This is a genomic window from Streptomyces vastus, from assembly GCF_039532825.1.
GTDB classification, from domain to species: Bacteria; Actinomycetota; Actinomycetes; order Streptomycetales; family Streptomycetaceae; genus Streptomyces; species Streptomyces vastus.
In genome coordinates, this window is sequence record NZ_BAAASJ010000115.1 from 205,842 (window position 1) to 227,567 (window position 21,726).

Here is a 21,726-nt window from a genome sequence, read left to right on the forward strand (position 1 = left end):
AACTCTTCGCAGAACCTGTCCTTCCTGAGGGTCATTTCCGAGACGATGCGGGGCGGGCCGTGATGTGCACGGTTCAAATTCCTCCGTCCTGGGAGGCCTTGATGAAGAAAAGAGCAACCGCTCTGTGCGGTGCCGCCGCCGTGCTGGCCGGGTTGATGACCGCGGTTCCGGCCGACGCGAACGCGGGCGCCGCGACCACACCGCGCACCAGCCAATCCGCCCCCGCGGCAAAGCTCACCTGGAAGAAGTGCGGCACCGAGGACTATCCGACGCTCCAGTGCGCGTCCCTCAAAGTGCCGCTCGATCACTCGAACCCGTACAGCGAGCGCATCACGCTCGCGCTGTCGCGGATCCCCCACACCTCGAAGACGTACCAGGGACCACTTCTCGTCAACCCGGGCGGTCCGGGCGGCAGCGGTCTCACGCTCGCCGGGTTCGTCGCGTCCTCGCTGCCGAAGGAGGTGGCGGCGCAGTACGACGTCATCGGCTTCGACCCGCGCGGCGTCGGCGCCGGCAAGCCCGCACTGGACTGCCGGCCTGGGCACTTCGCCCCGGTACGCCCCGACTCCGTGCCGAGCACCCCTGCCCTGGAGAAGGCCAACCTCGCCCGGGTACAGGCCTTCGCCGAGGAGTGCGGCAAGAAGTACGCGGACGTGCTGCCGTACATCGACACGGTGAGCGCGGTCCATGACATGGACGTCATCCGGCAGGCACTCGGCGCCAAGAAGATCAACTACTTCGGTTACTCGTACGGCACCTACCTGGGCGCCGTGTACGCGAAGCTCTACCCGGAGCGCGTACGGCGCCTGGTGCTCGACTCCATCGTCGACCCCACCGGTGTCTGGTACGACGACAACATCGATCAGGACTACGCCTTCGACAGCCGCCACAAGGCCTTCATGGCATGGGTCGCCAAGTACGACGCGACCTACGAGCTCGGCACCGATCCGGCGAAGATCGAGGCCAAGTGGTATGCGATGCGGGCCGCGCTGGCGAAGAAGCCCGCGGACGACACGGTGGGCGCCTCCGAACTGGAGGACACGTTCGTCCCCGGCGGCTACTACAACGGCTACTGGCCCTATCTCGCCGAGGCGTTCGCGGCCTACGTGAACGACAAGAACGACGACCCGCTGGTCGAGGCGTACGAGAACTTCGCCGCAGTCGACGCGGCGGGTGACAACGGCTACAGCATCTACACCGCGGTGGAGTGCCGTGACGCGTCCTGGCCGCGGGACTGGAACCAGTGGCGCCACGACAACTGGAAGGTGCACAAGAAGGCGCCGTTCATGACCTGGAGCAACGCCTGGTACAACGCGCCGTGCGCGTTCTGGCCGACGGATTCACTCGACCCGGTCGACGTCGCCAACGACTCGCTGCCGCCGGCGCTGCTGTTCCAGGCGACCGACGACGCGGCCACCCCGTACGAGGGCGGTGTCACGGTCCATCACCTGCTGCGCGGCTCAAGCCTGGTAGTCGAGCAGGACGGCGGGAACCACGGCATCACTCTGGCCGGGAACACCTGCCTGGACGAGCACCTGGCGACGTACCTGTCCACCGGCAAGGTCCCGCGCAGCGACGGAGAGGCCGACGCGGTGTGCGAGACACTGCCGGATCCCGAGCCGCTGACCGCACAGGACGCCTCCGCCTCGCGCGGCGCGACACTGCACGGCCTGCTGGGATTCCGAGGCTGAGCTCGGTATGTGATCAGTGAGCTGCGGCTGCCCGTCGGGGGCGTTGTCAGTGCCATGGTCCACGATGGACCCATGACCGAACTGACCCGCATTCCCGCCCCCGACGGGGTCGCCCCCGCCACCGGATACACCCATGTCGTCATGGGCACCGGCCGCTTCGTGGCGATCTCGGGCCAGGTGGCACTGGACGAAGACGGCAAGCTGGTCGGCGAGAACGACCCCGCGGCCCAGGCCCGCCAGACCTTCGAGAACCTCCGCCGCTGCCTGGCCGCCGCCGGGGCAACGTTCGACGACGTGATCAAACTGACCTACTACGTCACGGACATGGCCCACATCCCAGCCGTCCGCGCGGCCCGCGACGCCTGCATATCCCCCGACCGCCTCCCGGCGTCCACAGCCGTACAGGTCGCCGGCCTGGTACGCCCGGAGTTCCTGATGGAGATCGAGGCGTACGCGATACTGCCCGAGTGATCCACATCCGTGAAATGACCTTCGCCGACTGCGAGCGCGTGGCCGAGATCCGGATACGCGGCTGGCAGAGCGCCTACGCGGGCCTGATCCCCCAGTCCTACCTCGACGGCCTCGACCTCGCGGACGAGATATCGCGCCGCCGGGCCCACTTCGAGCAGGCAGGCGAGGGCGTGCTGAACCTGGTAGCGGAGTCGTCCGGCAAGGTAGTCGGCTGGTCCTGCCACGGCCCTTACCGAGGCGGCGAACTCCCCACGAAGGACGCGGAGTTGTACGCGATCTACGTCCACCCGGACCACCTCTCCCAAGGCGTGGGCCAAGCCCTGCTAAGGGAGTCCACGGCCCGCTGCGCCACAGCAGGCAACGCCCGGATGCTGCTGTGGGTACTCAAGGAGAACGCACAGGCCCGCCGCTTCTACGAACGGGCCGGCTTCACTCCGGACGGCACCGAGGAGTCCTGGGACGTGGCAGGGGTCGCGGTACCCGAGGTGCGCTACTCCGGCCCGCTGGCGGCAGCCCCGTAAGTGACCCGGGGCTATACCACTGTGCGGCTCGACCAGCGCCCCCGAAGGGGCGCGGGGAACTGCGCGCCCAGCCACGACGCACCCCCAGTGCACACAATCCGCCCACCCACCCCGGGCGCGCCGGGGCTTGGGCGGAGCCCCAGCGTGGATGGGAATGGGTAGGGGCGGCGGGGGCGAAAACCCCACCCAGCGCTACCGCGCTACCGAGGAGCCCGCTGAGCGGGCAACCGCTTGAGCGCCCCCGCCGCAGCCTGCGCCAGCGAAGGATGCGCAAGCGCCTCGTTCAAGATGGCGCGCGCCCGCTCGTCCCCCAACACCCCCAGCCCCTCCACACACGCAAGCGCCACCCGCCGATACGGATCATGCGCCCGAAACCGCCGCGCCAGCGTAGTAATCAGCGCAGGCACAGCCTCAGGAGCCCGCAGCTCCACCAACAACCGCACCGGATGTAGCGCATAAGCAACCCGCAACTCATTGGTGGCAAGCGCAGCCGCCGCCCGGGCGGTACGCGGATCCCCCAGCCGCGCCAGCGCATACGCAGCGGAAGCGCACCGCTGCGGATCCCGATGATTGAGCAACAGAACCAGCGTCTCAAAAGCCCGCCGATCCCCCGCAAGCCCGAGCCGAAATGCCGCCAACTCCCGCGCCCACAGCGGCTGCTGGGGCGCGGTTAGCACACCGGCCAGCTCATCGAGATCACCGGTGGAGACCAGGCGTTCGTACGCGAATGCCTCCCCAGCACCCGCCTCAAGCCGTAAGCGCCCAGTGAGCGACCGCAACTCTTCGTCCATGGCGCGAGCCTATCCGCGACGTACGTCACATAACCTCGACTCTTCCGCACACTGGCGCGCTCGTTACCCGCGAGTTAAGCTCAATCGAGCGAGTTACCCACTCGCACACCTGCTTGCGGTGGCCTGGTGACGCAGCCACCGTGAGTGTCGGTCGGTTCGGTACTTCAAGTACCTCAGTACGACTCGGCTCCGGGACAGGGCCGGTCGGTCTTCACCGCCTCGCGGGCCTGCGTGTCTCGCCCGCGGACGGCACCGGGCGTGTGCGCTTCGTAGCCCGGCCCCACACCCGCACAAACTTCCGCACTGTGTGCGCCTGTCGGCGTATCCGGATGCGTCCCTCAGTCGTCACTCATCCCTGGAGTCCCGCGATGGCCACTCCCCTGTCCGACACCCCTCTGTCCCCGCTCAGGACCGTCGCCGTGGTCGGCCTCGGCACGATGGGCACCGGCATCGCCGAGGTCCTCGCCCGGGCCGGCCGCGAGGTCATCGGCATCGACATCAGCGAGTCCGCCGTCGCCCGGGCCCACACCGTGCTCGAGGCCGCGACCGCCCGTGCCGTTCGGCGCGAGCGGCTCACCGAGCAGGAGCGCGAGGAGCTCCTCGGCCGCTTCCGCACCTCCACCGATCTGCGCGCGGCGGCCGACGCCGACCTGGTGATCGAGGTGGCCCCGGAGTCGTACGAGATCAAGCGGCAGATCTTCCGCGAGCTCGACGGCATCGTGCGCCCGGAGACGGTCCTGGCGACCGGCACCAACGCCCTCTCGGTCACCCGGCTCGCCGCCGACTCGGCCCGTCCCGAGCGTGTTCTCGGGCTGCACTTCTTCAACCCGGCGCCCGCGATGAAGCTGGTCGAGGTCGTCTCGTCCGTGCTGACCGCGCCCGGCGCCGTCACCGCCGTCACGGATCTCGCCCTCGAACTCGGCAAGGAGCCCGTCGCCGTCGGCGACCGCCCCGGCTTCGTCGCCGACGGTCTGCTGTTCGGCTACCTCAACCAGGCGGCCGCGATGTACGAGGCGAAGTACGCGAGCCGCGAGGACATCGACGCCGCGATGAGGCTGGGCTGCGGACTGCCCATGGGCCCGCTCGAACTGCTCGACCTCATCGGCGTCGACACCGCGCGTACGGTCCTGGAAGCCATGTACGCCGCCTCGCACGACCGGCTGCACGCGCCCGCGCCCATCCTCAGGCAGCTCAGCGAGGCGGGCCTGACCGGCCGCAAGTCGGGCCGCGGCTTCTACACGTACGACGCTCCGGGCAGCGGGACCGTCGTGCGGGACGCGCTGACGCCGCTCTCCTCGGGCCCCGGAACCCCTGGCCGTCACATCCGTTCGGTCGGTGTCGCGGGCTCCGGCACCATGGCGTCCGGTATAGCCGAGGTCTTCGCGAAGGCCGGGTACGAGGTCGTGCTCGCCGCGCGCAGCGAGGAGAAGGCGCAGTCCGCGAAGGCCCGTATCGGCAAGTCGCTTTCGCGCTCTGTCGACAAGGGGCGGATGACCGCCGAGGCCGCCGCCGAGACTCTGGAGCGGATCACGCCGGCGGGTTCGTACGACGCCTTCGCCGAGGTCGATCTGGCGCTGGAGGCCGTCGCCGAGGACCTGGAGATCAAGCAGCAGTTGTTCGCCGTGTTCGACAAGGTCTGCAAGCCGGGCGCGATCCTGGCCACCACGACCTCCTCGCTGCCCGTGGTCGCCTGCGCCCGCGCCACCTCGCGCCCGCAGGACGTGATCGGCATGCACTTCTTCAACCCGGCCCCGGCGATGAAGCTGGTCGAGGTCGTCCGGACCGTTCTGACCGCGGACGATGTGCATGCCACGGTCCGCGAGCTGTGCACGAAGATCAAGAAGCACCCGGTGGACTGCGGCGACCGAGCGGGCTTCATCGTGAACGCGCTGCTGTTCCCGTATCTGAACAACGCGATCAAGATGGTCCAGGAGCACTACGCCTCGCTCGACGACATCGACGCCGCGATGAAGCTCGGCGGCGGCTACCCGATGGGCCCCTTCGAGCTCCTCGACGTGGTCGGTCTCGATGTCTCGCTGGCCATCGAGAAGGTCCTGCACCGCGAGTTCCGCGACCCGGGCCTTGCCCCGGCGCCGCTGCTCGAGCACCTGGTGGCCGCGGGCTGCCTCGGCCGTAAGACCGGCCGCGGCTTCCGCGAATATGCACGGCGCTGAGCGACGGCCCGGCGACTGGTTCACGGACCGCGCGGACTGGGGCGGACTGCTCGACCCGGCCGGTGCCTCTCCCCCCGCCCAGGGCGGGGGGAGACCGGATCTTGAGCGTCCCGCTCCACGAATGCAGTACGTTCGGGGCATGTCCCAGCCGGTCAAGTCCTCTCGTACACCAGCCACGCCCGACGCTCCGGAGAGTGCCGCGGGCAGTCGCGCCGCCGCCCAACGGCTCAAGATGCGCCGGGAGCTGGCGGCCGCGGCCATGGAATTGTTCGCGACCAAGGGCTACGAGGCGACGACCGTCGACGAGATCGCCGCGGCGGCCGGAGTCGCCCGGCGGACCTTCTTCCGGCATTTCCGCTCCAAGGAAGAGGCGATCTTCCCCGATCACGACGACACCCTGATCCGGGCCGAGGCAGTACTCAATGCCGCGCCGGCGCACGAGCATCCGCTCGACACCGTGTGCCGCGGCATCAAGGAAGTCATGAAGATGTACGCGGCCCGGCCGGAGATCTCGGTGTCGCGCTACAAGCTCACGCGCGAGGTGCCGACGCTGCGGGAGGCGGAGATCGCCTCCGTGGCGCGGTACGAGCGGCTGTTCACGCGCTATCTGCTGGGGCACTTCGACGAGCACGCGCACGACGACGACGCGAACGACGATCCGCTGCTCGCGGAGGTCGCCGCCTCGGCCGTGGTCACGGCGCACAACCACGTACTGCGGCGATGGCTGCGGGCCGGCGGGCAGGGCGACGTGGAGGCGCAGCTGGACCACGCGTTCGCCATAGTCCAGAAGACCTTCGGTACGGGAATCGGCGTGGGGCGTGAGACCGCGCCTCGCTCAGCGGCGGCCTCGGTCGCCTCGCAGGGCGAGGTGCTGGTGACGGTGGCCAGGACGGACGCACCGCTCGACGAGGTCATGAAGACGATCGAGCAGGCCCTGAAGAACCGCTGACCGAGTGGCCGGCTCGGCCCGCCGAACGCCCCCGCAGCGGGGCCTTTGATCGATCATCGCTCATCTGTTACGGCGAGATTGCATCTGAGAGAAATTGTTGGCACTGCGTGCCTTGCGACGTGACACGCGGTGCCATACGTTGGAGTAGTCCGGGCGGCCGGCGTGCAGAGCACCTTCGTACGCCGGCTGTCCCCGCAAGCTGTATGGCCTGCGCGCCCGGACGCCTGCGTCACAGGCAACCTTCCGCGCCACAAAGCGCTGCCAGCTCCACCTTCGCCGAACCGACGGCACGCCTCACATCAGCAGCAACCACCCCGACGTAACCCTCAAGCGCTCCCCCGGGCGCTCGCTTCGCCGGAGGCAACACCGTGAAGGAAATCCTGGACGCGATTCAGTCGCCGGAGTCCACCTCCGCCGACTTCGCCGCACTGCCGCTGCCCGACTCGTACCGCGCGGTCACCGTGCACAAGGACGAGACGGAGATGTTCGCGGACCTCACCACCCGCGACAAGGACCCCCGCAAGTCGCTGCACCTGGACGAGGTGCCGGTGCCCGAACTCGGACCCGGCGAGGCCCTGGTGGCCGTGATGGCCTCCTCGGTCAACTACAACTCGGTGTGGACCTCGATCTTCGAACCGATGGCGACCTTCGGGTTCCTGGAGCGCTACGGCAAGCTCAGCGAGCTCACCAAGCGCCACGACCTGCCGTACCACATCATCGGCTCCGACCTCGCGGGCGTCGTCCTGCGCACCGGCCCTGGCGTGAACGCCTGGCGGCCCGGTGACGAGGTCGTCGCGCACTGCCTGTCGGTCGAGCTGGAGTCATCCGACGGCCACAACGACACGATGCTCGACCCCGAGCAGCGCATCTGGGGCTTCGAGACGAACTTCGGCGGTCTCGCCGAGATCGCCCTCGTCAAGTCCAACCAGCTGATGCCGAAGCCGGATCACCTCAGCTGGGAGGAGGCCGCCGCTCCCGGACTGGTCAACTCCACCGCGTACCGGCAGCTGGTGTCCCGCAACGGCGCCGACATGAAGCAGGGCGACAACGTCCTGATCTGGGGCGCGAGCGGTGGACTCGGCTCGTACGCCACGCAGTTCGCGCTCGCGGGCGGCGCCAACCCCATCTGTGTCGTGTCCTCGCCCCAGAAGGCGGAGATCTGCCGTTCGATGGGCGCCGAGGCGATCATCGACCGCACCGCCGAGGACTACAAGTTCTGGAAGGACGAGCACAACCAGGACCCGCGCGAGTGGAAGCGCTTCGGCAAGCGCATCCGGGAGCTCACCGGCGGCGAGGACGTGGACATCGTCTTCGAGCACCCCGGCCGCGAGACCTTCGGCGCAAGCGTTTACGTCACGCGCAAGGGCGGCACGATCGTCACCTGCGCCTCGACCTCGGGCTACAACCACGAGTACGACAACCGCTACCTGTGGATGTCCCTGAAGCGCATCATCGGATCGCACTTCGCCAACTACCGCGAGGCCTGGGAGGCCAACCGGCTCATCGCGAAGGGCAAGATCCACCCGACGCTCTCCAGGGTGTACCCACTGGAGGAGACCGGGCAGGCCGCGTACGACGTGCACCGCAACCTCCACCAGGGCAAGGTGGGCGTGCTGGCACTGGCACCCCGCGAGGGCCTGGGCGTGCGCGACGAGGAGAAGCGCGCCAAGCACATCGACGCCATCAACCGCTTCCGGAACATCTGAGGTCCGTACATGAGTGAGCGTCAGACCGCACCTGCGGCACAGGGCGCGCCGCCCGCGCCGCAGGCGCAAAAGGAACGGGACCGGCCGTGGTTGATGCGGACCTACGCCGGTCACTCCACGGCCGAGGCGTCCAACGAGCTGTACCGGCGCAACCTCGCCAAGGGCCAGACCGGCCTTTCGGTGGCGTTCGACCTGCCGACGCAGACCGGCTACGACCCCGACCACATCCTCGCCCGCGGCGAGGTCGGCCGGGTCGGGGTCCCCGTCTCGCACGTCGGTGACATGCGCCGGCTGTTCCAGGACATCCCGCTGGAGCAGATGAACACCTCGATGACGATCAACGCCACGGCCATGTGGCTGCTGGCGCTCTACCAGGTCGTCGCCGAGGAGCAAGGCCTCGACAAGGAGGCCATCACCAAGCTCCAGGGGACGACGCAGAACGACATCGTGAAGGAGTACCTGTCGCGGGGCACGCATGTGTTCCCGCCGGTGCCCTCGCTCCGTCTGACGACGGACATGATCGCGTACACGGTCTCCCACATCCCCAAGTGGAACCCCATCAACATCTGCAGCTACCACCTCCAGGAGGCCGGAGCCACTCCGGTTCAGGAGATCGCGTACGCGATGTCGACGGCCATCGCGGTACTGGACGCGGTGCGCGACTCCGGCCAGGTGCCGCAGGAGCGCATGGGTGACGTCGTCGCGCGCATCTCCTTCTTCGTGAACGCGGGCGTCCGCTTCATCGAGGAGATGTGCAAGATGCGGGCGTTCGGCCGCATCTGGGACCGGATCACACGCGAGCGGTACGGGATCGAGAACCCCAAGCACCGGCGCTTCCGGTACGGGGTCCAGGTCAATTCCCTCGGTCTGACCGAGGCCCAGCCGGAGAACAACGTCCAGCGGATCGTGCTCGAGATGCTGGCCGTGACGCTCTCGAAGGACGCACGCGCGCGTGCCGTGCAGCTCCCCGCCTGGAACGAGGCCCTGGGCCTCCCCCGCCCCTGGGACCAGCAGTGGTCGCTGCGCATGCAGCAGGTACTCGCCTACGAGAGCGACCTGCTCGAGTACGAGGACATCTTCGAGGGCTCGCACGTCATCGAGGCGAAGGTCAGCAAGCTCGTCGAGGAGTCGCTCGCCGAGATCGACCACATCCAGGAGCTGGGCGGCGCGATGGCGGCCGTCGAGTCCGGTTACCTGAAGTCGCAGCTCGTCTCCTCGCATGCCGAGCGCAGGGCCCGTATCGAGTCCGGTCGAGAGAAGATCGTGGGCGTCAATGTCTTCGAGACGACCGAGCCGAACCCGCTGACGGCCGACCTGGACACGGCGATCCACACGGCCGACCCGACGGTCGAGGAGCGCGTCGTACGGGCCCTCGGTGAATGGCGTGACGCACGCGATCACGCGCGCGCGGGAGCGGCGCTGGAGCGGCTGAAGGAGACAGCCGCCGGGACGGGCAACCTGATGGAGGCCACGCTGGAGTGCGCCCGTGCGGGGGTCACCACCGGCGAGTGGGCAGGAGCCCTGCGGGAGGTGTTCGGCGAGTTCCGGGCGCCCACCGGCGTCTCGTCGGCGCCCGTCGCGGTCGCCGCGCAGGAGGGCACGGCGCTGGCTCAGGTGCGCCGCAAGGTCGACGTGACCGCCCGTGAAATGGGCGTCGGAAAGCTGCGCTTCCTGGTGGGCAAGCCGGGCCTGGACGGGCATTCCAACGGTGCCGAGCAGATCGCCGTACGGGCCCGCGACGCCGGGTTCGAGGTGGTCTACCAGGGCATCCGGCTCACGCCCGAGGAGATCGTGGCCGCGGCCCTCGCCGAAGACGTGCACGCGGTCGGTCTGTCCATCCTGTCCGGCTCGCACGCGCAGCTCGTGCCGGACGTGCTGGAGCGGCTGCGTGTGGCAGGAGCCACAGACATCCCGGTGATCGCAGGTGGCATCATCCCGAACGGTGACGCCGATCAACTGCGTGCCGCCGGAGTGGCCGCGGTCTTCACCCCGAAGGACTTCGACATCACCGGAATCATCGGCCGCATCGTCGACGAGATCCGGACCGCGAACAAGCTCGACCCCCTGGAGGTCCCCGCATGACCAGCCCTGTTCCCCAGGTCAACCGCCTTCGCCCGCGGCGCTCCTGCCTCGCGGTGCCGGGAAGCAACCCCCGCTTCCTGGAGAAGGCACAGGGCCTCCCGGCCGATCAGGTCTTCCTGGACCTGGAGGACGCGTGTGCGCCGCTCGCCAAGCCCGAGGCGCGGCACACCATCGTCAAGTTCCTCAACGAGGGCGACTGGACGGGCAAGACGCGGGTCGTGCGCGTCAACGACTGGACGACGGAGTGGACGTACCGCGATGTCGTCACGGTGGTCGAGGGCGCGGGACCGAACCTCGACTGCATCATGCTGCCGAAGGTTCAGGACGCCCAGCAGATCGTGGCGCTGGACCTCCTGCTGACGCAGATCGAGAAGACGATGGGCTTCGAGGTCGGCAAGATCGGTATCGAGGCGCAGATCGAGAACGCCCAGGGCCTGAACAACGTCAACGAGATCGCGCAGGCCTCCCCGCGTGTCGAGACGATCATCTTCGGCCCGGCCGACTTCATGGCGTCGATCAACATGAAGTCGCTCGTCGTCGGTGAGCAGCCGCCCGGCTACCCGGCGGACGCCTACCACTACATCCTGATGAAGATCCTGATGGCCGCCCGCGCCAACAACCTCCAGGCGATCGACGGCCCCTACCTGCAGATCCGCAACATCGACGGCTACCGCGAGGTCGCCGGGCGGGCCGCCGCCCTCGGTTTCGACGGCAAGTGGGTCCTGCACCCGGGTCAGGTCGAGGCGTCCAACGAGATCTTCTCGCCCTCCCAGGAGGACTTCGACCACGCCGAGCTGATCCTGGACGCGTACGACTACTACACGTCAGAGGCGGGCGGCAAGAAGGGCTCCGCGATGCTCGGCGACGAGATGATCGACGAGGCCAGCCGCAAGATGGCGCTCGTCATCTCGGGCAAGGGCCGGGCGGCCGGCATGACCCGTACGTCCAAGTTCGAGGCCCCGGAGGCGTAAGACACCATGCAGTTCGGCCGCACCTACGAAGAGTTCACCGTCGGGGACGTCTACAAGCACTGGCCCGGGAAGACGGTCACGGAGTACGACGACCACCTCTTCTGTCTCCTGACGATGAATCACCACCCCCTCCACATGGACACCAACTATGCGGAGAACACGACGGACTTCGGGAAGAACGTCGTCGTGGGGAACTACATCTACTCCCTGCTGCTCGGCATGTCCGTGCCGGACGTGTCCGGGAAGGCGATCGCGAACCTGGAGATCGAGTCCCTCCGTCACGTCGCGCCGACCTTCCACGGCGACACGATCTACGGCGAGACGACTGTCCTCGACAAGACGCCCTCCAAGTCGAAGAACGACCGCGGAATCGTTTACGTCGAGACAAAGGGTTACAAGCAGGACGGCACACTGGTCTGCGTGTTCCGCCGCAAGGTGATGGTTCCCACCGAGACGTACATCAAGGAGCGCGGCGGCGAGCAGCCCGGCCGGCCCCAGCTCAAGGAGCAGGAGAAGTAGCCATGGCCCGACTCGCCCAGACCGCCGGTCTGACCGACATCCAGCAGGAGATCCTGTCCACCGTCCGGGACTTCGTGGACAAGGAGATCATCCCGGTCGCGACCGAGCTGGAGCACCGCGACGAGTACCCGCAGCAGATCGTCGACGGCCTCAAGGAGTTGGGCCTCTTCGGGCTGATGATCCCCGAGGAGTACGGGGGCCTGGGCGAGTCGCTCCTGACGTACGCCCTCTGCGTCGAGGAGATCGCGCGCGGCTGGATGTCGGTGTCCGGCATCATCAACACGCACTTCATCGTGGCGTACATGCTCAAGCAGCACGGCACGGAGGAGCAGAAGGAGTACTTCCTGCCGCGTATGGCGGCGGGCGAGGTGCGCGGTGCGTTCTCCATGTCGGAGCCGGCGCTCGGCTCGGACGTGTCGGCGATCACCTCGAAGGCGGTCAAGGACGGCGAGGAGTACGTCCTGAACGGTCAGAAGATGTGGCTGACCAACGGCGGTACGTCGACGCTCGTGGCCGTCCTCGTGAAAAGTGACGAAGGACACCCTGAGGGCACCGCGCCCCACAAGTCGATGACGACCTTCCTGGTCGAGAAGGAGCCCGGCTTCGGCGAGGTCCGGCCCGGCCTCACCATCCCCGGGAAGATCGACAAGATGGGCTACAAGGGCGTGGACACCACTGAGCTGATCATGGATGGCCTGCGCATTCCGGCCAATCGCGTGCTCGGCGGAGTCACCGGCCGCGGCTTTTACCAAATGATGGACGGTGTCGAGGTCGGCCGAGTCAATGTGGCGGCGCGTGGCTGTGGCGTCGCTCAGCGCGCGTTTGAGCTCGGCGTCTCCTATGCCCAGCAGCGTCACACTTTCGGCAAGGCGATCGCCCAGCACCAGGCCATTCAGTTCAAGCTGGCCGAGATGGCCACCAAGGTCGAGGCCGCCCATGCGATGATGGTGAACGCAGCTCGCAAAAAGGACTCAGGGGAGCGAAACGACCTCGAGGCAGGGATGGCGAAGTACCTCGCCTCCGAATACTGCAAGGAAGTCGTGGAGGACGCGTTCCGAATCCATGGCGGCTACGGCTTCTCGAAGGAGTACGAGATCGAGCGCCTCTACCGTGAGGCTCCGATGCTGCTGATCGGCGAAGGTACGGCCGAGATCCAGAAAATGATCATCGGGCGCCGGCTGCTCGAAGAGTATCGATTCCAGGGTTAGACGTGCCGATTGGGGTGTTTTGCTCGAGGTGAACATCACACCCCGTCAAGACTCTTCGGCCGTTGACTCGGCTTCCTGGCTTGCCCAGTTGTGGCCCGCGACCGGTACGATCCCAGGAAGCCGCCGTCCCCCTCCTGCAGCGCGGCATCATCCGCTACGAAGGTCATCCATGCCCCACAGCCCAATCTCTGCACCTCGCGACAGCCTGGTCGGCGCACGCCTCGCGCGCGGAGCATCGCCGTGGCTCCTCCCGACCGTCGCCACCGCAGCCCTCAGCCTGGTACGCGCGCGCAAGTCCGGCGCCGCCAAGGCAGTGGCCGTACCCGCCACCGCGCTCGCGGCGGGCATGCTGTGGTTCTTCCGCGACCCCGAGCGCGAGATCACCTCGGGCCGGGTCATCTCGCCCGCCGACGGAGTGGTGCAGAGCATCATGCCGTGGAAGGACGGCCGCACCCGCGTCGCGATCTTCATGAGCCCGCTGAACGTCCATGTGAACCGCGCCCCGCTCTCCGGCACGGTCACGTCGGTCGAGCACATCCCCGGCGGCTTCGTTCCGGCGTTCAACAAGGAGAGCGAGAACAACGAGCGCGTCGTCTGGCACTTCGACACCGAGCTCGGCGACATCGAGATGATCCAGATCGCCGGTGCGGTCGCGCGACGCATCGTGCCGTACGTTCCGCAGGGCACCAAGGTCGAGCAGGGGGACCGCATCGGTCTGATCCGCTTCGGCTCGCGCGTCGACATCTACCTCCCCGAGGGCGTCGAGGTCGCGGTGGAGGTCGGTCAGAAGACGGTGGCTGGGGTGACTCGCGTTGACCGTGATTGATCCGGAGACTCAGCCCGGCACCGGCTGGGTGCCGGATGCCGACGAGGTGGACGACGCGGAGGAGATGCCGCTGTCACTCCGCCTCTCAATAGCGGACACCCTGACCCTCGGCAACGCCACCTGCGGCTTCATGGCCGTGTACTTCACCACCACCGGCATCCTGATCCCGCACCTCACGGGCAGCCAGGAGTCGGGTATGGCCCGGAACAGCGCGGCCACGGCCGTGATCCTGATGCTGTGCGCGGCGGTCTTCGACCTCTTCGACGGCCTGGTGGCCCGCAAACTGCGCTCCTCCCCCATGGGCGCGGAGCTCGACAACCTCTCGGACCTGATCAGCTTCGGTCTGGCACCCGCGTACTTCGTCCTCGTCTACGGCATGGTCGCGGACGACGCACAGCAGCGAGTGGCGGCGGTGGGGGCCATCGTGGTCCTGCTGGCGGTCGTACTGCGGCTCGCCAGATTCTCGTGCGTGACAGTGAAGGACGGCACCTTCCAGGGCATGCCGTCACCCTTCGGCGCGCTGACCGTGGTGTCCATCGTGCTCCTTGAGCTGCCCTTCGTCGCCACGCTCATGGCGATCCTGGGCACGGCCTGGCTGATGGTGAGCCGCGTCGAGTACCCGAAGCCGCGGGGCCGCCTCGCGGTGGCGATGCTCTCCTGGATCGTCCTCAGCATGGGCCTGCTGACGTCGTGGGCCTTCGACGCCCCCGGCGGCCAGCTCCTCCTCCAGACGGGCTGCGCACTCCAGCTGGTCACGGGCGCGGTGATCCCCCTCTTCGCCACGGCGCGCAGGGTGAACAACTTCCGCGACAACCGACGTGAGGCGCGGGCGGCGCAGTTGCCTTAGCTCGTTGTCCTACGTACGTGACAGAGGGCCCGAACCGGAAGGTTCGGGCCCTCTGTCACGTACCCGAGGAGCCGGTGGCCCGGTGTTCGGCCACAATGGCTGCCGTGGGCGTACCGCCGGTCGAGATCGGGCTGCTGGGCCCGATTCAGGTGAGCGTCGGCGGTGAGGTGCTGCCGCTGTCGAGCCTGCCCCAGAGGGTACTGCTGGCCCGACTCGCCCTCTCCCCGCAGAAGGTCGTGCCGGTGGCCGACCTGATCGACGCGCTCTGGGGTGAAGAGCCCCCGCGGGGTGCCGTCGGCACTACAGCGCGCTGCCCACGTGTGTGTTCAGCGGCATAGAGCGGTTCTTCCGCACCGCGTACGTGCACGAGCTCACCTCGAGCTGGTTCCCTGCCGTGCCAGGGCTCGTCAAGCGGCTGGAGCGCGGCGCCCGGGTGGCCGACGTGGGCTGCGGGCACGGTGTGGCGAGCCTGCTCATCGGCCGGACCTGGCCCGCGTCCACGGTCACCGGCTTCGACGCCCACGAGCCGTCGATCACCAAGGCCCGTGCGAAGGCGATCGAGGCGGGCAGTCCCGGCAATGTCTCGTTCCGCATGAGCGATGCCGCCGGTTTCGGCCCCGGCCCGTACGACGTGGTGGTCTTCTTCGACGCTCTGCACGACCTCGGGGATCCCCCCGCGGCCCTGCGCCGCGCCCGTGAGGTGCTCTCCGAGGGCGGCGTCGTGGTCGCCGTCGAACCGTGGTCACTTGACCGGCTGGAGGAAGGCATCGGCAACCCGTCGGTGCGGATCGACTACTCCGCCTCCACATCGGTGTGCACGCCGACGTCGCTGGCGCAGCCCGGCGGGTACGGGCTGGGCACCCAGGGCGGGCCCTCGAAGCGCATCGAGCTGCTCTCCGAGGCGGGCTTCCGCAACCCGGTGCTGGCCGCCGACACCGGCTTCAACCTGGTAATCACCGCGACCAAGTGATCCATGGGAGCGATGCCGTGGAGGGCCCGGACCAAACGGTTCGGGCCCTCTACAGGTGCCGGGACGGCGTGCCGAACGTCAGGCCCGGGACGGCGTGCCGGGCGTCAGGCGAAGGCGACGTGCCAGACTTCAGGCGGGGGCGAAGAAACCCTCAGACCAAGAAGTCCCGCGCGATCTGCTCCCCCACGTCCTCCAGAAGCGGCCCCGCCTCGGCGATGCAGCGCGCCACGTCGGGCTCCACGTCCGTCAGGGGGTACGCCCGGCGGATGCCCGCCCGGCCGAGGGCCTCCGGAGGAAGGGCGAGCCGGCCGCAGACCGCGATGACCTCCTTGCCGGCGGCGCGAGCGGCAGCGGCGACCCCGGCGGGAGCCTTGCCGTGGAGGGTCTGCTCGTCGAGGGAACCCTCGCCGGTGATGACGAGCGTGGCCCGTTCCAGCGCGGGCGCGAAGCCGAGAACGTCGAGCATCACTTCGATCCCGGGCCGGAAGCTCGCCCCGAGGCCCACAAGAGCCCCGTATCCGATACCGCCGGCGGCCCCCGCACCGGGCGCGACAGCGTACTCCGCGGCCCTGTCCCCGATCGCCTTCTCCAGAACCGCGGCGAAATGCGCGAGGGAGGCATCGAGGGCCGCCACGTCATCCGGAGAGGCCCCCTTCTGCGGGCCGTACACCGCGGGCGCCCCCTTGGGCCCGGTCAGCGGATTGTCCACGTCGCTCGCGAGCACCACGTCGACCGAGGCGAGACGGGGATCAAGACCGGACAGATCTGCCGTGGCGAGCTCCCGCAGGGGCCCGCCGCCGGGAGGCAGCGGCTCCCCGTTCTCGTCCAGGAAGCGAGCTCCGAGCGCGGCCAGCATCCCCGCGCCCCCGTCCGTCGTGGCGCTGCCGCCGACCCCGAAGACGATCGTCCGTGCCCCGGCGTCCAGGGCGGCCCGGAGCAGCTCTCCGGACCCGTACGTGGACGCGGTGAGCGGAGCGAGGACGCCGAGAGGCAGCCGCTGCAAGCCGCTGGCCTCGGCCATCTCCACGACCGCCGTGTCGCCGCGCAGGGCGTACGCGGCGGTGACCTCGTCCCCGAGCGGCCCGGCGACCCGTACCTCACGCCGCTCGAACCCGGCCGCGACCGCGGCGTCGACCGTGCCGTCGCCACCGTCGGCCACCGGCAGGGCCTCGACCTCGACACGCGGCGCGACCCGGTGCAGCCCCGCCGTCACCCGCTGCGCGACCTCCACGGCCGTAAGCGAGCCCTTGAACTTGTCCGCGGCGATCAGCACCCGCTGGGTACGCCCCCGGGTCCGGTTCACTGCAGCGTCCGCCACCTTGTACTCCCCTTGTTCTCCGGGCCTTGAGACATGTCAAGGCAGTCGCGCCGCTGTGACCCTAACCGGCTCAGGCGGCGCTGCCCAGGCCGAATCCCGCACCCCGGACAGCGCCTTGGTGAACACAGGTCACTCGGCCGTCGCGGCGCCCGGGGAGTCGTACATCTGGTGCGTCAGCGTCCCGCTGCCGCCGAACGGCTCGCTGATGTGCTCCAGCACGTCCTCCAGGGTGTCGGTGTCGCCCATCCGGACGTTGCCGACGTTCCCCGTCGTGACCAGCGGATCGCCGGGCGCGGCATGGGCAGGGGCCGCCGCGGTGGCGGACAGGGCGGCGACAGCGGCAGCGACCGCCAGGACGGTCGTACGGCTCTTCGCCTGCGCGGAACGCAGGGACTGAACGGAACGCACGGAACGCATGGATCTCCAAACCCGCAATACGAATAAAACCCGACGAGACCCTCATGTGGCGCGAGACGGGATCGGCATAAACCAGGCAGGACGGGCGGGAATTCGGTACACCGGACGTATGACCCCTGTCGGTGTTGACGTCGCGGACCGCGTTCTCGGGGGCTGGCTGGGCCGGATCGCGGGCAACATGCTCGGCAAACCGGTCGAGCAGGGCGACCACTGGACGCGGGACCGCATCGACCGCTATCTGCGGCAGGCCGCCGCCCTGCCGCTCACCGACTATCTGCCCGAGCCCGTCGAGCCGGGCGTCGAACTGGAGCTGCGCCCCGAGTGGCGTGAGTGCGTACGCGGCCGGATCCATGGCAGCTGCCGGGACGACGACATCGACTACGCGATCCTCGGCCTCGATCTCCTCGAGACGTACGGCTTCGGCTTCAGCACGGAGCAGGTCGGCGAGCTGTGGCTGCTGCGGCTGCCGTATCTGCAGACGTTCACGGCGGAGCGCGTCGCGTACCGGAACCTCGCCGACGGTCTGAAACCGCCGCTGACGGCGACGCACGACAACCCCTACCAGGAGTGGATCGGCGCCCTCATCCGCGCCGACATCTACGGCTGGACCAGCCCGGGCGACCCTCGACGCGCGGCCTCCCTCGCCCGCCGGGACGCCGTCCTGTCGCACACCGCCAACGGTGTGTACGGCGCAATGTGGGCGGCGGCGCTGGTGGCCGCCGCGTTCACCGCGCCGACCGCACGGTCGGCCCTGGACACCGCGCTGGCGGTGATCCCGGCGAGCAGCCGCCTGTCCCGGACCGTACGCCGCGTGCTCTCGCTCCACGAGTCCCGGCTGCCCTGGGAGGACACGCTCACCACCCTCGCCGAGGAGACCTCCGGCCTCGGCTGGATCCACACCATCCCGAACGCCGCGGTGCTGACCGCCGGACTCCTGTACGGAGACGGCGACTTCACCCGCACGATCACCCTGACCGTGCGAGGCGGCCTCGACACCGACTCGACCGGCGCCACGGCGGGTTCCGTCGCGGGTGTCCTCAACGGCGCCACCGCGATCCCCCCGCAGTGGAAGGACCCCCTCGAGAACAGGGTCCGCAGCGCGGTGTTCGGCTTCGACGGCGTACGGATCAGTGAACTGGCCGAGCGGACGGTGCGGTTGGCGGAGCTGGGCACGTGAACACCTCGTTACGCTGCCCCAATGACCCTTCCTCCTGACTACGCCACGTACATCGCCGGTCTCCCCCGTGTCCTCGCCGGTGCCGCCGCACTCATCCGCGACGCCGAGGGCCGTGTGCTGCTCGTGGAGCCCAACTACCGCGAGGGGTGGGCGCTGCCCGGCGGAACCGTCGAGTCCGACGACGGGGAGACCCCTCGGCAGGGCGCCCGCCGGGAGACCGCGGAGGAGATCGGCCTGGATCTGGAGATCGGCCGGCTGCTCGCGGTGGACTGGGTGCCGGGTGCCGGGCGTCCGCCGATCGTCGCGTATCTGTATGACGGCGGTGTTCTGCGCGAGGACCAGTTCAAGGCGATCCGCCTGCAGGAGGAGGAGCTGCTGTCCTGGCGTCTCGTGGCGCGCGACCAAGTCGCCGAGTTCCTGCCGAGCGCCACGGGGCGGCGGGTACTGGCCGCCCTCGACGCACTCGCGGACGGATCGGGGACGGCCGAGCTGGAGAACGGCCACCGGGTGGCCTGACGACGGGTGTTGACCGTTTCGGCCAAACAACTTCCTGAAAATGGTCCCCAGTTGTCACTCAGGCACCTATTCTAACTTTCAAGTGTGTGCGGGCGATCCTGCCCGCCACACACCTCGTCCCAGAACTGGGGCACCTCAGCGCATTGCCAACAGGCAGCTGAGGTCGTGACTCCGCTCCCCCACCTGAAGGAGGGGGGCTTCCAACCCAAAGGTTGCGGTCCAGCCCGAACCGATCCCTTGCGGGACGAAAGGAAAATACCACAACCCAGGGTAGCGATTCCGCCACACGAGGAGACCGATGGATCCACTGGGCCCAGACGATCCCGAGGAGCTAGGCCCCTACCGCCTTCTGGCGCGGCTCGGCGCGGGGGGCATGGGACAGGTCTATCTGGCCACGTCTTCGTACGGGCGCGCGGTCGCGGTCAAGGTCATCCGCCCCGAGAAGCTTGCGGACCGGACCTTCCGTATCCGTTTCCGTCGTGAGGTGGCGGCCGCGCAGGCAGTCGGCGGCAGATACACGGTGCCCTTGGTGGACGCCGATCCGGATGCCGCGACTCCCTGGCTGGCCACCCCCTACATACCCGGGCCGACCCTCGAAGAGGCGGTCGCCGAGCACGGGCCGTTGCCGGTGCCATCGGTGCTCGCGCTGGGAGCCTGCGCCGCGGAGGCACTGCTCGACGTGCACTCGGCGGGACTTGTGCACCGCGACCTCAAGCCGTCCAACGTGCTGCTTGCTGCCGACGGTCCGCGCGTCATCGACTTCGGCATCGTCCGGGCGAACGACGGCTATGACCTCACCAGCGCCGGAACCATTTTCGGGTCCCTCGAGTACATGTGTCCCGAGCAGGCCACCGGTGCTCCGACCGGGCCGGCCGGGGACATCTTCTCCCTCGGATCGGTGCTCACGTACGCCGCGTCCGGTCACGCCCCGTTCATCGGCTCCGCGGCGGCCACCCTTCTCTACCAGGTGGTGCACGACGCGCCCGACCTGACGGGCGTACCCAAGCCACTGGACGAGATCATCAGCCTGTGTCTCGCCAAAGATCCACGTCACCGGATCACTGCCGACCAGCTGTACGCGGCCTGTGCGCCCGGCGGAGTGGAGCAGACAGTGGGGCGCGGGTGGCTGCCCTCGCCGGTGGCGTCGTCGATCGCCCGGCGTACGGCAGCCTTGAGGGCTCTCGACACCCCGTCGCGCACTCCATCGCGCAACCGGATCCCGGTCTCCGCCCACCACAACGGCCATGCGCCGCGCGCGTACGACCGGTATGGGGCGTCCTCCACCCCGCCTCCACACCACTCCTACGGCTCCGGCCACGTGGCCGAGGCTCCCGCCATCCCCCGGCCCCGGGAACCAGAGCCCGCCGCCTACCCCGCCCATCGCCAGACCCCTGCGCGACGCCGCCTCTCCCGGCGCGCGATTCTCGCCGCGTCGGCGGGCACCACCGCCGCCGTCGTCAGCACCGCTCTGCTGCTCACCCGGGGAGACAAGGCGGACAAGCAGACCGCTGAACCGCTCGGCCCGGCGCCGCGGCCGCTCTGGACGTATCGCAGCGATCCGCTGCTTCAGGCACCGGCCGTGTTCCAGGGCGGGACGGCCCTGGTGAAGACCCGCCCGGGCAACCTGGTCGCCCTCGATCTCAAGGACGGAACGCGGCCCAAGTGGGTCTACCGGGGCATCAGCCAGTCACCCACTCCGGTCGTCAAGGTCCTCGGCGCCGCGGTCGCGCTGGGCGAGGGTGCGACGGTGATCGGTGTCGATCCGGACAAGGGCACGGAGCGTTTCACGTACGACTTCGGAGCGGATTTCCGGTTCGACACGATGTTCGACAAGGTCAGTGACCGTGTCGTCACCGTCATCGGTCTGCGACTCCAGCGCCAGTCCGGTGGGCAGGGCGTCGCGACGTCCACGAACACGGTCTTCGGCATCGACCTCAAGGCCGGCCGGGCCGACATCACGCCCATCAGCCCCGAGGACGTCGGTATCCCGCTGGAACCGGTCGTCTTCCCCGGCAATTTCATCTACGCCGACGGATTTCGCAATGTGACGGCCCGGAACACCGACGACAGCGGTGTTCGGTGGAGGCATCCCGTCGGCTACGAACTCCGGCCGGGTCTGGCGGTGCTGGGCAAAACGGTCTTCGCCGTCGGCCGGGAACTCATGGCGCTGCACCTCGCCACCGGGCGGACCCGCTGGAATGTGCGGGCGGAACGTGGCCAGTTCGCCTCCCTCGGCGTCGCCGGCAACACGGTCTACGCCACCGGTACGGCTCCCTCCGGGGTGTACGCCTTCAACGCGGCGAACGGCTCCAAGCGCTGGTTCTGCCCGACCCCGCGCCTCAACACCGACCATCCGGTCGTCGCGGGCCCCCGGGAGGTCTACGTCCCGGCTTTCCGCAACGGCAACGGCTTCTACGCGATCGACGCCGCTCGGGGCACGCTCCTGTGGAACTTCACCGACGGCGTGGAGACCGGCGTCCACGACTGGCAGCTCGCCTGCGACGGCGCCGGGCTCCTGGTTGCCCACCATTACGACCGGACGTACGGCGTGCCGACTGCCTGACGGCGCCAC

At 68.9% G+C, this 21,726-nt stretch carries 20 protein-coding genes; 17 read left to right on the top strand and 3 right to left on the bottom strand.

The features are described 5' to 3' along the window. Positions 1-101 precede the first annotated feature (101 nt). The 3 genes from ABD357_RS37205 to ABD357_RS37215 all read left to right on the top strand — a co-directional run bounded on the left by ABD357_RS37205 (position 102) and on the right by ABD357_RS37215 (position 2,683). Positions 102-1,691, top strand: a complete 1,590-nt coding sequence (locus ABD357_RS37205; protein WP_344395722.1) for an alpha/beta hydrolase — start codon at positions 102-104, stop codon at positions 1,689-1,691. Between the two features lie 72 nt (positions 1,692-1,763). Then, positions 1,764-2,162 carry a RidA family protein gene (locus tag ABD357_RS37210; RefSeq protein WP_344395723.1) on the top strand — a complete coding sequence of 133 codons (399 nt, stop codon included), beginning with the start codon at positions 1,764-1,766 and terminating at the stop codon, positions 2,160-2,162. A 14-nt stretch (positions 2,163-2,176) separates the two neighbouring features. Continuing rightward, positions 2,177-2,683, top strand: coding sequence for a GNAT family N-acetyltransferase (locus ABD357_RS37215; protein ID WP_344395790.1), 507 nt, complete (start codon positions 2,177-2,179; stop codon positions 2,681-2,683). 200 nt (positions 2,684-2,883) lie between these two features. Here the strand turns inward: ABD357_RS37215 and ABD357_RS37220 are convergent, their stop codons facing one another. Continuing rightward, positions 2,884-3,474 (bottom strand): adenylosuccinate lyase, encoded by a 591-nt coding sequence (locus ABD357_RS37220; protein ID WP_344395724.1) that lies wholly within the window; start codon positions 3,472-3,474, stop codon positions 2,884-2,886. Positions 3,475-3,842: 368 nt separating this feature from the next. Between ABD357_RS37220 and ABD357_RS37225 the strand changes: the two genes are divergently transcribed. The 11 genes from ABD357_RS37225 (at position 3,843) to ABD357_RS37275 (ending at position 15,726) form a co-directional block, all read left to right on the top strand. Then, the gene (locus tag ABD357_RS37225; protein ID WP_344395725.1) at positions 3,843-5,648 is read left to right on the top strand and encodes a 3-hydroxyacyl-CoA dehydrogenase family protein; all 1,806 of its coding nucleotides are present in this window, start codon (positions 3,843-3,845) and stop codon (positions 5,646-5,648) included. Positions 5,649-5,787: 139 nt separating this feature from the next. Beyond that, complete coding sequence (locus tag ABD357_RS37230) at positions 5,788-6,597, top strand: TetR family transcriptional regulator (RefSeq protein WP_344395726.1); 810 nt, start codon at positions 5,788-5,790, stop codon at positions 6,595-6,597. Positions 6,598-6,965: 368 nt separating this feature from the next. After that, positions 6,966-8,303: a crotonyl-CoA carboxylase/reductase gene (gene ccrA / locus ABD357_RS37235; protein WP_344395727.1), complete on the top strand. Its 1,338-nt coding sequence runs from the start codon at positions 6,966-6,968 to the stop codon at positions 8,301-8,303. Between the two features lie 9 nt (positions 8,304-8,312). Further along, positions 8,313-10,385, top strand: a complete 2,073-nt coding sequence (locus ABD357_RS37240) for a protein meaA (RefSeq protein ID WP_344395728.1) — start codon at positions 8,313-8,315, stop codon at positions 10,383-10,385. Next, the gene (locus tag ABD357_RS37245; protein ID WP_328767629.1) at positions 10,382-11,356 is read left to right on the top strand and encodes an HpcH/HpaI aldolase/citrate lyase family protein; all 975 of its coding nucleotides are present in this window, start codon (positions 10,382-10,384) and stop codon (positions 11,354-11,356) included. The genes ABD357_RS37240 and ABD357_RS37245 overlap by 4 nt, the downstream gene beginning before the upstream one ends. A gap of 6 nt (positions 11,357-11,362) precedes the next feature. Further along, positions 11,363-11,875 carry a MaoC family dehydratase gene (locus tag ABD357_RS37250; RefSeq protein WP_165343636.1) on the top strand — a complete coding sequence of 171 codons (513 nt, stop codon included), beginning with the start codon at positions 11,363-11,365 and terminating at the stop codon, positions 11,873-11,875. Positions 11,876-11,877: 2 nt separating this feature from the next. Next, positions 11,878-13,083, top strand: coding sequence for an acyl-CoA dehydrogenase family protein (locus tag ABD357_RS37255; RefSeq protein WP_344395729.1), 1,206 nt, complete (start codon positions 11,878-11,880; stop codon positions 13,081-13,083). 169 nt (positions 13,084-13,252) lie between these two features. Then, the gene (locus ABD357_RS37260; protein ID WP_344395730.1) at positions 13,253-13,909 is read left to right on the top strand and encodes a phosphatidylserine decarboxylase; all 657 of its coding nucleotides are present in this window, start codon (positions 13,253-13,255) and stop codon (positions 13,907-13,909) included. Positions 13,910-13,937: 28 nt separating this feature from the next. Then, positions 13,938-14,756 (top strand): CDP-diacylglycerol--serine O-phosphatidyltransferase, encoded by an 819-nt coding sequence (pssA, locus tag ABD357_RS37265; RefSeq protein WP_344395791.1) that lies wholly within the window; start codon positions 13,938-13,940, stop codon positions 14,754-14,756. A gap of 104 nt (positions 14,757-14,860) precedes the next feature. Beyond that, positions 14,861-15,094, top strand: coding sequence for an AfsR/SARP family transcriptional regulator (locus tag ABD357_RS37270; RefSeq protein WP_344395732.1), 234 nt, complete (start codon positions 14,861-14,863; stop codon positions 15,092-15,094). Beyond that, positions 15,079-15,726: a class I SAM-dependent methyltransferase gene (locus ABD357_RS37275; RefSeq protein ID WP_344395734.1), complete on the top strand. Its 648-nt coding sequence runs from the start codon at positions 15,079-15,081 to the stop codon at positions 15,724-15,726. The genes ABD357_RS37270 and ABD357_RS37275 overlap by 16 nt, the downstream gene beginning before the upstream one ends. 151 nt (positions 15,727-15,877) lie before the next feature. Here the strand turns inward: ABD357_RS37275 and ABD357_RS37280 are convergent, their stop codons facing one another. After that, the gene (locus ABD357_RS37280) at positions 15,878-17,044 is read right to left on the bottom strand and encodes a glycerate kinase (protein ID WP_344395736.1); all 1,167 of its coding nucleotides are present in this window, start codon (positions 17,042-17,044) and stop codon (positions 15,878-15,880) included. A 129-nt stretch (positions 17,045-17,173) separates the two neighbouring features. Continuing rightward, entirely contained in the window at positions 17,174-17,461 is a 288-nt protein-coding gene (locus ABD357_RS37285; RefSeq protein WP_344395738.1) for a hypothetical protein, read from the bottom strand. Positions 17,462-17,570: 109 nt separating this feature from the next. Between ABD357_RS37285 and ABD357_RS37290 the strand changes: the two genes are divergently transcribed. From ABD357_RS37290 to ABD357_RS37300, 3 genes are all read left to right on the top strand, one after another. Continuing rightward, positions 17,571-18,638, top strand: coding sequence for an ADP-ribosylglycohydrolase family protein (locus tag ABD357_RS37290; protein WP_344395740.1), 1,068 nt, complete (start codon positions 17,571-17,573; stop codon positions 18,636-18,638). A gap of 21 nt (positions 18,639-18,659) precedes the next feature. Next, positions 18,660-19,154, top strand: a complete 495-nt coding sequence (locus tag ABD357_RS37295; RefSeq protein ID WP_344395742.1) for an NUDIX domain-containing protein — start codon at positions 18,660-18,662, stop codon at positions 19,152-19,154. A 298-nt stretch (positions 19,155-19,452) separates the two neighbouring features. Beyond that, on the top strand, positions 19,453-21,717 hold the full coding sequence (locus tag ABD357_RS37300) for a protein kinase domain-containing protein (RefSeq protein ID WP_344395744.1): 2,265 nt from the start codon (positions 19,453-19,455) through the stop codon (positions 21,715-21,717). Positions 21,718-21,726 lie beyond the last annotated feature (9 nt).